A 14,925-nucleotide genomic window follows, 5' to 3' on the forward strand; every position below is an offset into this window, starting at 1 on the left:
CGGAAGCTGTCTTGGACGCTCAAAACCCTGAACTCCGCGTTCTGACCATCCAGTTTGTCGATCTGGTCGGCTCGACAGCCTATGCCAACTCGACCGAGTTGGAGGCCTATGACGACACAATCGCAGCCTTCCACGAACTGGTCAGCAATGTTGTCCTGACCTATCGCGGCACCGTTTTGCAACGATACGGCGATGGTGTCTTGTCCTGTTTCGGCTTGGGTCATGACGGCGAAGATTCAGCGCTTTCAGCCATCGCGGCTGGCCTGTCCATCGCAAAAAACGCACCCGAAACACTTAATGGCCAGAATGTCCGCGTCGGGATCGACAGCGGTCAGGTCATGTGCCGGGTCGGGCAGACCGGAACTCTATTCCCTCAGCTGGCGGGGTTACATGTCAACAGAGCCGCCCGCTTGCAGGAGCAAGCACCGACAGGCGGCGTCGTGATCTCGGGTGAAACGCAATCGTTCCTGTCTCGACTGGCAGAACTGGACATCACATCGCACAAACCACTCGCGCTGAAGGGCATTGACGTTCCCGTCGACGTTATAGGGGTCTCGGGCTTCACATTCCTTGAGCAATCGGATACCGGCCGAAAGCTGCTTGAACGAGAGAGCGAGTTGTCGACCCTGTTGGGCGAGACGGCGACGACATTTGCGCTGATCGGGCCTGCGGGGATCGGCAAGTCGGCGGTGTTAAGCGAATTGATCCGCCGCGCCGATCCATCGCCCGTCATATGCCTGGACGCACGGGCAAATCTCAGCCAAACGGCGCTGTTTCCGGTCATAGAGGCCGTGCGGAGCGAGTTTTCACTGACCGATGCGTCGCCATCGACCGCATTGCAGGCGGGTTTGTCGGACATCGGCGTCGCCTTGAATGACCAAGACCTGAATTTGATGGCAACCGTTTTGGGGCTTCGCGACGCAACGCCCGTGCCACTACCGCCGGAACAGCAAAAGTCGCGTCGGATCGAATTGACGACTGAGGCTTTGCGCAAAATTGCGGTCCGTAAGATGGCGGCTTTAGCGTTCGATGATTTCCATTGGGCCGACGAAGAAAGCGCGACTGTTCTGCGCAACCTCATTGACGATCCGGGTTTCACCAACCGATTGATCATCACCAGCCGGCGGACCGACCAAATCAACACATTGATAGATGAAACGGGGATCCAGACCGTTGTCCTTCAGCCATTATCGGATGAAGCAGCGAAGGATGCCCTCGCGGCTTATCCCGCACTGACAGAGGACATGCGGCACAGCATCATTTCCGGTGCGGAAGGCAACCCTTTGTTTCTGTTGGCTCTGGCTGAACGCGCCCGTCAACTGGGCAACCAAGCCGGCGATCTGCCCCTGCCCCAAAGCATCGAAGCGACATTTCAAGCCATCATCAACGGGCTTGGCCCGTTGAAGGATGTCGTGCAATGCCTGTCGGTTCTGGGGCGCGTGGTTGACCCAGCCCATGCGAGGCTCCTGCTACCTGACCGCAGCAACATCGAGGATGAACTGCGTGTGCTGACCATCAACGGCATCCTGCACAAGCGGCGGGACGGTTTGACCTTTGACCACATTCTTCTGCGTGACGCCGCCTATGAGATGTTGCCCGGCAAACGCCGCCGGGCGCTTCATCTGCAATTTGCCGACCAGTTGCGACTGCACGATCCAGATCTTGTCGCGAAGCTGCCGGAAATCCTGGCCGACCATGTTTTGGCCGCCAAAGCGCATGATCAGATCCCGTCAGCCTGTATTGCGGCAGGGGTCCGAATGCTGATGGCGGCCAACTTTGATCCGGCCATCAAGTATCTGGACAGCGCACAGGTGGATATGGAGAAGCAGGCGAAGGGGAACACCGTCACGCGCGAGGAATACCTTCCGGTTCTGTCCTTGCTTGCCAGTGCCTTGGTGCAACGGTTGGGGTTCTCTCATCCGACCGTGTTGGACAGTTATAAGAAGCTTGAAAGCGCGGTAAGCTATGCCGAGGGCACCGATCGCCAGCGGATGATCACTCTCTACGGTCTGTTTGCGCACCGCATCATCAGCGGTGAGGTCCGCGCCAGCCGTGAATTGGTTGACCAAATGGAAAAGCTGGCAGCAAACGGGTCTGATGAACTTGCCGTCCTGTGGCTTGTCAACAAGACTGCGCAGGAACTCTATTCCGGGGATTTCGAAGCCGCGGAAAACAGCAGCAATGCGCTGAAACGCCTGTATCGCACCGAAGATCATGGGATTCTGTTTGTCGAAATCGGTGCGGATCCACTGGCATCGGTCCTGTCGGCAGACGCACATATCCTTATTCGCAAGGGTGACAAGGATGGAGCTGTGGGAGCTATCGAGGCCGCCAAGAGCCATTTGAACGCGATCGGGGCAACGACTCAGTTGCCATGGATTCATATCTTTGGGGCACAGGCCTTTTTTGAAGGCGGCCACTTACCGCTCGCCTTGACCGAAATTCAGACCGGCATAGACATTGCCGATGAACAGAACGCGGGGTTCTGGTCCCTGATCGGGCGGCTATGGCAGTCGCTGCTCAGGGTTTATGACGGCGATCTGGATACCGCGCCCACGTTCGAAGGCTATATCAGCCATGCCAGCGCAATCGGTGCCCAGTTGAACCTTCCGTTTTACAATGCTGTGTTGGCCAAGGTGAAAGCCGCGCGCGGCGATATGGATGACGCACGGGATTTGATCCGACAGGCGGTAGAGATGATCGAAGCACGGGGCGAACGAGAATGGGCGTCCCGTTTCGAAGCGATCCGTGCGGATATAGAAAAAGATGAGACGGTCGGCGCCTCCGGGTCGGACAACCCGGAGCTGACGTAGCGCCTTCACCACTCACGGCCACCATAATTGATGTAGCCCTACCTGACCGTCATTTGTCAGGCGGAAGCACCCCAGAAATGTCCGGCAGAAGCCGGGACGTAATGTCGCTCCAACGCCGCGATGCGGCCACCCAAAGCGATACCTTGCTAAGTTATCGTGCTAAAAAGACCTTTTGTGTTAGGGCCTTCAGCGCTTCCACTTCTGTGTATATGCGTAGATTGCGTCAAAACTTGTGACGCAGGTCACACATGCAAGCATGTTTGCAGCAAATGTGTGATTTTTTCGTGAAAACCGCTGCAATCTGCCCCTTTTTTCAATCGCCATCGTTCAACGCAATGTCTTCCAGCGCATTCAGATTCGTGATGACGACTGCCCCCTTTTCAAACCGCGCAATTCCATCCCTGGCCCATATCCGCAACTGTCTGTTCACGTTCTCACGGGTAAGGCCGGCATAGGCCCCCAACCAGCTTTGGCTAACCTGAACGCGGTCGGCGCTGGCATCGCCATTCTGATCCTTCAACAACCGCAGAATGCAACTGGCCAGTCGCGACCGCCCACTGGCCAGCGCTTTGAGTTCGAACATTTCAGACGCATTTCTGGCCTTCTGGCACAAGGCAACGATGACAAGTATGGCGCTGTCGCCGTCTTCTTTCAGGATTTGCAACACATCCCGGCGGGCCACTTCCAGACCTGTAACAGGCTCCAACGCAACCACGTCGGCGCTGCGCGGTCCGCCATCCAGACAGGCAATGTCACCGATGACATCTCCGGCACCGACCAGACCCAAGATTGATTTTTGGCCCGTTGCGGTGGTGATACTGACTTCAGCCCGTCCCGTTTCCACGATCAGCAACGATGTCCCCCGCTCGCCATGTCTGAAAATCTGAGTGCCTTTCTTGAAGTCACGCGGCCGCCCCCTTTCTGCAAGAAGCTCAAGCGTTTGACGTTCAAGCGCTTCGATGACCATGCTGTCCCCACCCTGCAATGTCCCGAGCAGTCCGCGTTCAGCGTCGCCGAACTGCCATACCTGATGCTTAAATCAGATGGTTACGAAGGGAAACAATTTAGAGCCAGTCGTGCTGTTCATCAAAAAACGCACAGGCACGTGTCAAAGCGATGCTTCGAGCAACTGCCTTGAATACGGATGCTCGGCATTCATATGTCTCAGGACATCAACATCCAGCACCTCGACGATCTCGCCATCCTTCATCACTGCCAGCCGGTCGCACATGTGACCCACGACGGACAGGTCATGGGACACCATCACATAGGTCAGATTATGTTCGGTGCGTAAATCCGCCAAAAGGTTCAGAATTTCCGCCTGCACAGACACATCCAACGCCGAGGTGGGTTCATCCAGCAACAGCAGGTCAGGCTCCGGCGCCAGCGCGCGCGCAATCGCCACCCGCTGACGTTGCCCGCCAGACAGCTGGTGCGGATAGCGGAAGCGAAACTTTTGTCCCAGCCCCACATCGTCCAACAACCGGACAACCCGCGCGTCGATGTCCTTGAAGCCATGCAAATGCAGCGTCTCGCCCAGCACCTGATCAACTGAATGACGCGGGTGAAGCGAGGCATAGGGGTCCTGAAACACCATCTGCACCGTCTTGAAGAAGGACTTGGGCCGTTTGTGCCCGATGACCTGCCCCTCGACCATGATATTGCCTGACCAATCTGGCGCCAGCCCGGTGATGGCGCGCAGGATCGTGGATTTCCCCGACCCACTTTCCCCGACCAGGCCAAAACTTTCGCCCTGTGCCACGTCAAACGTGGCGTGCTTGACCGCATCCACCCGGTCGCGGTGGCTGCCGAACCAGACGTTCAGGTCTTGAACTTCCAACATCTTCATACGCGTCCACTCACACTTGGGGCCTCGGACCAGGCCGGATCACGTTTCAGAACCTCAAGGCGCTCGCGAGGTGCATCCAGCCGGGGAAGAGAATTCAGAAGTCCCCGCGTATAAGGGTGTTTGGCATCGTGCAGCTTGTCCGCGTCGCAGACCTCGACAATGCGGCCCGCATACATGATCAGCACGCGATCACAGAAATCGGCAACAAGGTTCAGGTCGTGGCTGATGAAGATCAGGCCCATCCCGCGTTCTTTAACCAGCTTGTCCATGATATCCAGCACTTGTCGCTGCACCGATACGTCCAGCGCCGAGGTCGGTTCGTCCGCGATCAGGATCTCGGGGTTCGGGATCAACATCATTGCAATCATAATTCGCTGACCCATCCCGCCCGACATTTCGTGCGGATAGGCACGCATCACCCGTTCGGAATCGCGAATCGAGACGGCTTCGAGCATCTCAAGCGACTTGTTATAGGCCGCCGACTTGGATACCGAATTGTGTAACCGATAGGCCTCGATGATCTGATCACCAATAGTCATCACCGGATTGAGCGAGAATTTTGGATCCTGCATTACCATGCTGATCCGCTGGCCGCGCACCTCGCGCATCTCTTTCTCGGTCTTGTCCAGCAGGTTGACGCCTTCAAGGTTGATGTGATCCGCCTCGACGATCCCCGGCGGGCGGATCAGCCGCAAGATGGCGCGGCCGGTCATGGATTTGCCCGAGCCACTTTCGCCCACGATCCCCAACCGCTCGCGCCCCAGCGCGAAGGACACACCGCGCACGGCGTCAAAAACGCCCTGACGGGTTGGAAATTTCACCCAGAGATTTTCAACGTCGAGAAGCACAGTCATTATTCACCTGCCTTTGGATCAAGAACATCCCGCAGACCGTCGCCCAAAAGGTTGAAGGCCAGTGACACGGTGAAGATGGCAAGGCCGGGCATGGTGGCAACCCACCAATGATCCAGAATAAACCGGCGCCCTTCGGAAATCATCGCGCCCCATTCCGGGCTGGGCGGCTGGGCACCAAGGCCAAGGAACCCAAGGCCAGCGGCTGCCAGAATGATCCCGGCCATGTCCAGCGTCACCCGCACTATCAGCGACGAGATACAAAGCGGCCAGATGTGCTTGGTAATGATCCTCAGAGCGCCTGCCCCCTGCAACTTGATCGCGCTGATATAGTCCGATGATCGGATCGTCAGCGTCTCGGCCCGGGCAATCCGTGCGTAAGGTGGCCACGCAGTGAGCGAGATCGCCAAGACCGCGTTTTCGATCCCTGCGCCCAGCGCGGCCACGAAGGCGAGCGCCAAGACCAAGCGCGGGAAGGCCAGGAAAATGTCAGTGATGCGCATAAGGATCGTATCAGTCCAGCCGCCCGCATAGCCCGAGATTGTACCGACCAACAGCCCGGCAACAGGGGCGATCAGCGCCACCAGCGCCACGATATAAAGCGTGATCCGTGCGCCATAGATCAGCCGTGACAGGATATCACGCCCCAGACTGTCAGTGCCGAAGATATGCCCCTCGGTGCCCAGGGGGGCGAGCCGGTTGCCCAGATCCTGCACATAGGGGTCATGAGGCGAGAGCCACGGCGCGGCGGCAGCAATAACCACCAGCGCCACCAGAATGCCCAACCCGATCATCGCCATCGTATTGCTGCGAAAGGACAGCCAGCCTTGATAGAAATTCGAGATTTTCGCGTGACGGCGCGACGTTGGCGTGTCCGTCAGCAGCCATTGTTTCAGCGTTTGTTCGGTCATCGACAGTGTCCCGCCTATTTCGCGCGTGGATCAAAGACCTTGTAGAGCAGGTCTGAGAAGATATTGAGCAGGATGAAGATCAGCCCGACCACGACAGTGCCCCCCAGCACGGCGTTCATGTCAGCGGACAGAAGGGCCGTGGTGATGTAGCTGCCGATACCGGGCCACGAGAAGATGATCTCGGTCAGCACGGACCCTTCCAAAAGGCCCGCGTAACTCAGCGCGATCACGGTAATCAGTTGCACGCGGATGTTCTTGAAGGCGTGTTTCCAGACCACGTCCCATTCCGACATGCCTTTGACGCGTGCCGTGGTGACGTATTCGGCGCTGAGTTGTTCCAGCATAAATGATCGTGTCATGCGGCTGATATAGGCCAGCGAGTAATAGCCCAGCAGCGATGCCGGCAGGATGATGTGCGAAAACGCATTTCGGAACACATCCCAATTGCCATCCAGGGCGGCGTCCACAAGGATCAGGCCCGTGACGCTGGGCACAACGTCGACATAGAAGATGCCCACTCTGCCAGGCCCGCCCACCCAGCCAAGAATACCATAAAAAATCAACAGCCCCATGAGGCCCAGCCAGAAGATCGGCATGGAGTAACCGACAAGGGCCAGCACGCGGGCAACCTGGTCAATCCAGGACCCCTTGCGCACAGCTGCCAGCACACCCAACGGCACCCCCAGGACAATCCCGAAAATGATGCCCAGCGTTGCCAGTTCCAGCGTGGCGGGGAAGACGCGGACGATATCCTCGGACACCGGGCGCGCGTTTAGCAGCGAGGTGCCGAAATCCAGATGCAGCACATCCCAGATGTAATAGAAGAACTGCACGATCAGTGGCTTGTCCAATCCAAGCTGCTGATAAACAGCGTCATAGGTTGACTGCGAAGCGCGTTCACCAACGATGGCCAGCACCGGATCAATCGGCATAACCCGTCCGATGATGAAGGTCACGAACAGCAGCCCCAACAGCGTTACCGCAATTGACCCCAGTGTTCGAACCGTGGTGCGTGCCACCGGCCAAATACTGGCGGAAAGAGGCGCCCTTGGCGGGCGCCTCTCGTGATTGTCTTCGGTCAGGGCCATTTACTTTGTGACCTGCCAATAGGCGGCAGAGGTCACAGCCTGGCCGGTGGACCAGTTCATCACGTTGTCACGCAATGCAGACTGTTCGATCTGCTGGAACATGATCGCAAAGGGCGAAATCTCGCGGAACTCGGCCTGAATGTCCTGATACATCTGGATCCGCTTGTCGCGATCCCCCTCGGTCACGGCTGCCTCGACTTTCGGTGTCAGCCCGCCGGTATCCCAGGCGTTCCGCCAGGCCAGAAGGCCGGTGGCTTGCGCTTCGTCACTGTTGTCGGGATTATAGGCAAAGGTGCCCGCGTTGGTTTGCGGGTCAGGATAGTCCGGCCCCCAAGCCCCCAGATACATGTCCAATTCGCGCGCGCGATACCGTGCAAGGATCTGTTTCGCCGTGCCGACAGTGATATTCAGCGTAATCCCGGCTTGAGCCAATGTGTTTTGCAGGGATTGTGCGATCTCGATCCGTTCCTGCGCCTCGCGCACGCCAGTTTCGATTTCCAGCCCTTCCACGCCAGCCGCCGCCAGCAACTCCTTGGCCTTCTCGAGATTCAGCGAGAAGGGATTTTCCTCGGAAGCGCCCAGATAGGTTGCCGGCAAGAAGTTCTGATGGATCGTATATTGCCCCTTCAGAAAGCTGTTCTTCATTCCTTCATAGTCGATCAGGTATTTGAACGCCTGACGAACTTCGGGCTTGGACAGCTCCGGGTGTTTCTGGTTCAGCGACAGATACATCAGACGGCCCTTCAGCTCGTCTTCGACTTTGATACCACCCGCTTCCATCACACCTGCAATGTCCTCCGGGTTCAGGTTGCGGGCGATGTCGATATCACCGCGTTCCAGCAGAAGGCGCTGAGAAGCACTTTCCAGAACGTGGCGCACGATCACCCGTTCCATCGCCGGCGCTCCGCCATAGTAATCGGGGTTCGAGGTCAGCGTCACGCTTTCATTCGGCTTCCAGCTATCGAGCTTATACGGCCCGGACCCTGCGGAATTGGTTTTCAGCCAGGTGTTGCCCATGTCGCCATCGACTTCGTTGGCCATCACAGTTTCCTTGTCGACAATCCCACCAATAGTGGCTGTCAGACAGTTCAACACAAACGATGTCGCGTATTGCTTGTCGGTCGTGATGATCAATTTGTTGCCTTCGGCCCGGATTGTCTCGGTTGCGTTTTCCGGGGTGAAGCCGAATTGGGTCAGGATGAACGCAGGCGTCTTGTTCAGAATAACAGCCCGTTGCAGTGAAAACGCCGCATCTTCGGCGCGCACCGGGTTGCCGGAATGGAAGGTGACACCTTCGCGCATCGTGAAGGTGATGGTCTTGCCGTCTTCACTGACCTCCCAGCTTTCGGCCAGGTCAGGTTTATAGCCCGCAGCAAGATCGAGCGGATCGAGAGTGACCAGTCGGCCATAGACATTGCGGCTGATGTCCGAGCCTGCGAATTCAAAGCTTTCTGCCGGATCCAGCGTGGTCACATCGTCAATACGGTTGGCGATGACCAGCATATTGGCGGGCGTTTCGGCATAGGCTGCGAAGGACGACACCCCCACAGCAAGTCCTATCGCGGCACTTGTCAGCAATCTGTTGATGGTATTCATGTTTGAACCTCTCCTGTTCAGTTATCGTTTGGGCTGCATGCAGGTTGGGGCTATTCCCCCCATGTTATTTCCAGCACACGCAGCCAGTTTTCATGGCAAAGCTTGGCAATCAACGCCTCGCCATATCCGTGTTGCGCCATGGCCTGCCGAAGCTTCGGCAGACCGGCACAAGTTGTTATATCTTGCGGCACGACCGCCCCATCATAGTCCGACCCCAAACCGACGCGATCCTCGCCCAGTTGTTCGATCAGATGATCAAGGTGACGCAGCATCTGTGTCAGCGGCACATCAGGTAGCATCCGCCCGTCATCGCGCAGAAAGGCCACTGCAAAGTTCAGCCCGACCATGCCATCGCTTTCGCGGATTGCAGCCAGTTGTTTGTCCGTCAGATTGCGACTGTGCGGACAGATCGCATGAGCGTTCGAGTGGGTCGCCACCAACGGCTTGGCCGAATGACGTGCGACATCCCAGAACCCCGCCTCGTTCAGGTGAGACAAGTCTATCATGATCCCAAGCTCATTGCACCGACGGATCAGGCGAAGGCCATGATCGGTCAACCCGTCCCCAATATCTGGGGTGCTGGGATACCGAAACGGGACACCATATCCGAAAATGGTTGACCGGCTCCATACCGGGCCGATCGAGCGCAACCCTGCCTGATACAAAACCTCAAGCGTGTTCAGTTCCGCGTCAATCGCTTCGGCCCCTTCGATATGCAAAATGGCAGCGATGTGACCAGCTTCGAGCGTCTTGCGAATTTGCGCCGCTGTCCGGCAGACGGTCAGCGCGCCACGATCCTGAAGGTCAAACAGGATCGCAATCTGAGACATTGCAACTGGCAACGCGTCTTCCCAGTCAATGGGGTCAGGCAATGGCAGGTCATATTTCGCCTTCGCCATTTCCTGCATCTTGAAATCCATGTCGACGGACGATGGAATGTAGACGGCGAAGAAGCCACCCCCGAAACCACCCGCCCGCGCGCGCAGCACATCTATCGCGCCATCACGTCCGGTCAGAAAGGTTGGCGCAGCCGCTTTACCGCCAGCCCGATAGAGCTTCAACAAGACGTCATTGTGCCCATCGAATACCAAAGGCATGGTTTGGCCGGTCACGTGTGATCTCCCCCAAGGCAACACCGCGCCAGCTTATGTCAGGTTTCCTCATAGACGAGAGAAATATTCATGATATTTTCTCATAGAGTGATTACACTTATGAAGAGAGAGCACAATGCCGACCAAATCCTGGCACAGTTTGCCTGAATACCAGGCCCTCCGCGCCTTGATGGAAAGCGGCACAACGTCGAAAGCGGCGGTCAGGCTGGGCTTGTCGCAATCTGCCATCAGCCGCTCCATTGCCAGTCTGGAAGCCCGCACCGGTCGGATCCTGTTTGAACGTGAGGGCGGGCGCCTGCGCCCCACCAGCGAGGCGGTGCAGATGAATCGACGGCTGGATCCATTGTTCGAAGCGCTGGACCGGATCGACGGCCCGCCTGAAATGGCGCGCGAGACCTTGCGCCTTATTGCGCCGCCCACCTATGCCCACCGTTTCCTGGTGCATCACATTGCCACCTTCTTGAAAACAAACCCGCATTTTTATGTCAGCCTTGAAGTTGCCCCGTCCGAAGACGTCATTCGCGGCATCCTGGATCGACGGTTTGATTTGGGGGTCAGCGGTGTCGAGCTGTCGCGCAACGGTGTCAAACTGACCCCCTATCGGTCTGCAACCGCGGTCTGCGCCATGCCGCATGATCACCCGTTGGCAGACAGGTCGATCATCCATCCCACCGACCTGCATGAACAGGCGTTGGTGGCCCTGACGCATCGCCACGCCCGGCGCGCACAACTTGACAAAGTGCTGCAAGCCCACCGCAGCACGCCGCGCATTGTTGCCGAGGCATCGACCTCGTTCGCGGCGGTGGATTTGGCGAAGGAAGGGCTGGGGTTGACCATCGTGAACCCCTTCCCCATCGTGCAATACCGTGCCGACGATGTCGTCTTTCGCCCCTTTGACTCGCAGATCGAGTATCGCAGCTATTTCGTGTCGTCAGACGACAGGCCCACCTCAGGCGTCACACGTGCCTTCATGCGGCACCTCAGATTGCACACGGCAAAAGACCCATTTTCGCAAAAGGCTTAGATACCGGCATCAAGCAATGCCAGATTGTCAAACCGCAATCAGGGCGAGAACAGAATTGTATGCTGCCGGGCTTGCTTCTAGTATCGGGCTGACATGACACGGTGACAGAGGTCGCGGCCTGACAGGTCCGCCTGTTTGAACCATCCAAATGGCAGGAACCCGTTGCTGGACGAGATTAAATCACTAGCACTTCTGACGCTTGGAACGGCACGTGACCTGGCCCCGATAGTCGGGGTTGTGGCCGTGTTTCAGTTTCTGATCCTCAGACAACCCATGGATGATGTCGGTGAAAAGCTGATCGGACTTCTGTTTGTCATGGCAGGGCTGGCAATCTTCATCCGGGGGTTAGAGCTTGCCTTGTTTCCCATCGGGGAATCCCTAGCCGACGCCTTCGCCAACAAGGGCAGTCTGTTCTGGCTTTTGACCTTCGCCTTCGCGTTGGGATTTGGCACGACCGTGGCAGAACCTGCCTTGATAGCCGTCAGTCGCGAAGCCGCGCGGGTCATGTCCGACATTGGTGCCGTTGGCGCCAGCAAGGCCGAACAGGTCAGCTATGCCAATGCGTTGCGATATACCGTCGCGGCGGCGGTGGGGTCGTCCCTTGTCATCGGTGTCATGCGGATATTGCTGGGCTGGCCAATTCATTACCTGATCATCGGGGGCTATGTTCTTGTCGTGATCATGACCGCCTTCGCCCCGGCCGAGATCATCGGCATCGCCTATGACAGCGGCGGGGTGACAACCTCGACCGTGACTGTGCCACTGACCACCGCGCTGGGTGTGGGGCTGGCCAGCGTCATCAAGGGCCGCAACCCGATGATTGACGGGTTCGGGCTGGTCGCGTTCGCCAGCCTGCTGCCAATCGTCTTTGTGCTTGGCTTTGGGATCGTGGGGGCGATGCAATGATTGAAGAACTGCTGGCCACCTTCATCGCGACCATCAAGGATGTGCTGCCCATCCTGGCCGTGTTGATCTTTTTTCAGGCGGTCGTTCTGCGAAAACCGGTGCCACATCTGCGCAGCGTGTTGGTGGGCGGGGTCTATGTGGTTCTGGGACTGGGCCTGTTCCTGTTCGGCCTGAAAGAAGCCCTGTTCCCGCTGGGCGAAGCGATGGCCCGCCAACTGACCGACCCGGCCTTTCTGGGCGATCCCACAGACTGGACCGCGCATGGCTGGACCTATTTGTTCGCCTTCGCCATCGGCTTTTCCACGACCATAGCCGAGCCGTCTTTAATCGCGGTGGCCATCAAAGCACGCGAAGTATCGGGGGGAACGGTCAAGGAATGGGGGCTTCGCATTGCAGTTGCTGTCGGCGTCGCGCTCAGCCTGGTGTTCGGCACCTACCGGATCGTTACGGGAACGCCGCTCTATATGTATATGATCGTGGGGTATGCGGTTGTTATCGTTCAGACTATCTTTGCCCCAAAGAATATCGTGCCACTGGCCTATGACAGCGGCGGGGTCACAACCTCGACGGTAACTGTGCCGTTGGTGGCAGCCCTTGGGCTTGGGCTGGCCTCGACCGTTCCGGGCCGCAGCCCGGCGCTGGACGGGTTCGGTTTGATTGCCTTGGCCAGCCTGTTTCCCATGATCACGGTCATGGGCTATGCGCAATTGGTGCAGTGGAAAGACGCAAGGCGGGACCGACCGCGCGCGCCAAAATCTAGAACGGAGGACATCGAATGAAGTTCAAACTGATTATCTCGCTGGCGCAGGATGCCTATACGGACGTCATTGTTGACGCGGCCCGCAGCGCAGGAGCCACCGGGGCCACGGTGATCACCAGCGTCCGCGGCGAAGGGCTGGAAAAGAAGAAAACTTTTCTGGGCCTGACGGTCGCGGGACAGCGGGATATGGCGCTTTTCCTGGTGGAAGAACACCTTGCTGCCAACATTCTTGAAACCATCTGCACAGCGGGCGAGTTTTTGCAGGAACCGGGGCGCGGCGTCGTCTTCCAGATCGACATCGAAGACGCAATCGGCCTTGAAACACAGGTCAAAGCCCTGAAAACATCGTTGGAAAAGGACGAGTTATGAATCAGCCGGAAGAAACCCGTGTTCGCGACGCCGTGCGGCAGGACCCCCATATCATCAATGGTTTGGCATCGGTTGCCGAAGCGTTGCAAATTTTCGAAACCTCCGGGCAAGACACGATGGTGATTGAAAAACGATCGCCTGATGACGAGTTTGGCGTTCTGACGATCAGCATGATCGCACGACAGGTCTTTGCCAGGAACCGCGCACCCGCCCGGGTCAGTGTATACGAGGTGATGGAAAAGCCAGCGATCAACATTTCGGGGAATATGCAAGCGCGCTATGCGATCCGCTTGTTGACCCGGCTGAACCTTGATGTTGCACTGGTGGTGGAGGATGATGTTTTGATCGGAACGGTGGGTTTACGTGAGCTAACCTTGGCCGAGGCGTCTTCCGTCACGTCAGATCACGCCGACTAACCCAACCACGCGCTTGACGCTGCAACGGGTTCCGGGGCAACTTCCATGTCGGGCATCGCCCATCAACCCGCCAACCATGAACAACGCGCTTCAGCTTCAGGCGCACCACCTGTCCGTCATCAATTTCTGCTCTCAGCGACCCCACTCGGAGCTGTTGAGCGACAGCAACAAGAGCAGGCCGTTAGATGTCCGAAACCTATGACGATTCCTGGCTGCGCGAAAACCTGTCGGAGCTGCCTTACGCCGCGTGCATGACGGACCCTAATTTGCCCGACAACCCGCTGGTCTTCGTGAATGATCTGTTTTGTGATCTGACTGGATACCCGCAGGACCAGTTGATCGGCAAAAACTGCCGCCTGTTGCAAACCCCCGCAACCGATCAGACTGAAGTCGCGCGCATCCACGACGCACTTGAAAAAGGCCGTGAGATTGCGGCTGATGTTCTGAACACCCGTGCAGACGGCACAACCTTCTGGAACCGGCTTTCGATTAAACCCATCCACGACGATGCCGGCACCCTACAGCGGTTCACCGGCGTCCTGATGCAGATCGACGACAGCCCCATTGAATCGCTGCTGGAAGCGCGGCGCCAATCCGAAACCGCCATCAACGAACTGCACCACCGGTTGAAGAACCACCTGTCGCTTATCCACTCGTCCGCGCGGCTTCAGATCCGGGAGAGCGGCGAGAATGAAGGGCTGCTGGCCGTGATGAACCGCATCCAGTCCCTGCAAACATTATATGCCTCGATGGAACAGGGGACCGAGGCTCCGACCGACATCAACCGGGTTGACCTGTTTGCCCATCTCGCCACAATCTGCAAGGCCGTTACCGATCTTGAGGATCGCATCGACTTCGAAAGTGATATTCCTGCCGACCCGATTGAGGTGGGTATCGACACGGCCACGCAGTTGGGCATGATGGTGGCAGAGCTTGTCACCAACGCCATGCAACATGCTTTTGGCGAGAACAGGGGAACCATCACATTGCAGGGTCGGGTTACGGCAGATGGCGTCACTATTACCGTCACCGATGATGGTCGCGGAATAACCGATGGGCAAACCGATGCGCTTGGTTCAGGTCTGGGCGGTAAAATATTGCGCCAAATGGCTAAAACTCTGTCAGCAGACCTGAAAACCGAGCAGCGCAATCCCGGAACGGCCGTCCGGTTGAGCCTTTCGTTGGACCGAAAATAACGCGGTCCTGGTTTGCGAAAGAAGCCGGACTTGG

14 protein-coding genes are annotated in these 14,925 nt (G+C 57.6%); 7 read left to right on the forward strand and 7 right to left on the reverse strand.

Annotated elements, in window-relative coordinates:
• Positions 1-11: 11 nt before the first annotated feature.
• Positions 12-2,813: an ATP-binding protein gene (locus tag BMY55_RS11460; protein ID WP_177179332.1), complete on the forward strand. Its 2,802-nt coding sequence runs from the start codon at positions 12-14 to the stop codon at positions 2,811-2,813.
• A 313-nt stretch (positions 2,814-3,126) separates the two neighbouring features.
• On the opposite strand, the gene BMY55_RS11465 is transcribed toward BMY55_RS11460, so the two are convergent.
• The 7 genes from BMY55_RS11465 to BMY55_RS11495 all read right to left on the reverse strand — a co-directional run bounded on the left by BMY55_RS11465 (position 3,127) and on the right by BMY55_RS11495 (position 10,205).
• Positions 3,127-3,780, reverse strand: a complete 654-nt coding sequence (locus BMY55_RS11465) for a Crp/Fnr family transcriptional regulator (protein ID WP_091430758.1) — start codon at positions 3,778-3,780, stop codon at positions 3,127-3,129.
• Between the two features lie 141 nt (positions 3,781-3,921).
• Positions 3,922-4,662, reverse strand: a complete 741-nt coding sequence (locus BMY55_RS11470) for an ABC transporter ATP-binding protein (RefSeq protein ID WP_091430759.1) — start codon at positions 4,660-4,662, stop codon at positions 3,922-3,924.
• Positions 4,659-5,516, reverse strand: coding sequence for an ABC transporter ATP-binding protein (locus BMY55_RS11475; RefSeq protein WP_091430761.1), 858 nt, complete (start codon positions 5,514-5,516; stop codon positions 4,659-4,661). The genes BMY55_RS11470 and BMY55_RS11475 overlap by 4 nt, the downstream gene beginning before the upstream one ends.
• Positions 5,516-6,424, reverse strand: coding sequence for an ABC transporter permease (locus BMY55_RS11480; RefSeq protein WP_177179333.1), 909 nt, complete (start codon positions 6,422-6,424; stop codon positions 5,516-5,518). The genes BMY55_RS11475 and BMY55_RS11480 overlap by 1 nt, the downstream gene beginning before the upstream one ends.
• 14 nt (positions 6,425-6,438) lie before the next feature.
• A complete protein-coding gene (locus BMY55_RS11485; protein WP_091430764.1) occupies positions 6,439-7,512 on the reverse strand; it encodes an ABC transporter permease in 1,074 nt (357 codons plus the stop codon).
• Positions 7,513-9,108: an ABC transporter substrate-binding protein gene (locus tag BMY55_RS11490; RefSeq protein WP_091430766.1), complete on the reverse strand. Its 1,596-nt coding sequence runs from the start codon at positions 9,106-9,108 to the stop codon at positions 7,513-7,515.
• Between the two features lie 50 nt (positions 9,109-9,158).
• Positions 9,159-10,205, reverse strand: coding sequence for a dipeptidase (locus BMY55_RS11495; protein WP_091430768.1), 1,047 nt, complete (start codon positions 10,203-10,205; stop codon positions 9,159-9,161).
• Positions 10,206-10,335: 130 nt separating this feature from the next.
• Here BMY55_RS11495 and BMY55_RS11500 point away from each other — a divergent pair, with 130 nt between their 5' ends.
• The 6 genes from BMY55_RS11500 (at position 10,336) to BMY55_RS11525 (ending at position 14,891) form a co-directional block, all read left to right on the forward strand.
• Positions 10,336-11,244 (forward strand): LysR family transcriptional regulator, encoded by a 909-nt coding sequence (locus tag BMY55_RS11500; RefSeq protein WP_091430770.1) that lies wholly within the window; start codon positions 10,336-10,338, stop codon positions 11,242-11,244.
• A gap of 135 nt (positions 11,245-11,379) precedes the next feature.
• Positions 11,380-12,150 (forward strand): DUF1538 domain-containing protein, encoded by a 771-nt coding sequence (locus tag BMY55_RS11505; RefSeq protein WP_218142242.1) that lies wholly within the window; start codon positions 11,380-11,382, stop codon positions 12,148-12,150.
• Complete coding sequence (locus BMY55_RS11510) at positions 12,147-12,929, forward strand: DUF1538 domain-containing protein (protein ID WP_091430772.1); 783 nt, start codon at positions 12,147-12,149, stop codon at positions 12,927-12,929. Before BMY55_RS11505 ends, BMY55_RS11510 begins: the two co-directional genes overlap by 4 nt.
• Positions 12,926-13,279, forward strand: coding sequence for a P-II family nitrogen regulator (locus BMY55_RS11515; protein WP_091430774.1), 354 nt, complete (start codon positions 12,926-12,928; stop codon positions 13,277-13,279). Before BMY55_RS11510 ends, BMY55_RS11515 begins: the two co-directional genes overlap by 4 nt.
• On the forward strand, positions 13,276-13,695 hold the full coding sequence (locus BMY55_RS11520) for a CBS domain-containing protein (RefSeq protein WP_091430775.1): 420 nt from the start codon (positions 13,276-13,278) through the stop codon (positions 13,693-13,695). The genes BMY55_RS11515 and BMY55_RS11520 overlap by 4 nt, the downstream gene beginning before the upstream one ends.
• A gap of 185 nt (positions 13,696-13,880) precedes the next feature.
• Positions 13,881-14,891 (forward strand): PAS domain-containing protein, encoded by a 1,011-nt coding sequence (locus BMY55_RS11525; protein ID WP_091430777.1) that lies wholly within the window; start codon positions 13,881-13,883, stop codon positions 14,889-14,891.
• Positions 14,892-14,925 lie beyond the last annotated feature (34 nt).

Source organism: Aliiroseovarius sediminilitoris (assembly GCF_900109955.1).
Classification (GTDB): Bacteria; Pseudomonadota; Alphaproteobacteria; order Rhodobacterales; family Rhodobacteraceae; genus Aliiroseovarius; species Aliiroseovarius sediminilitoris.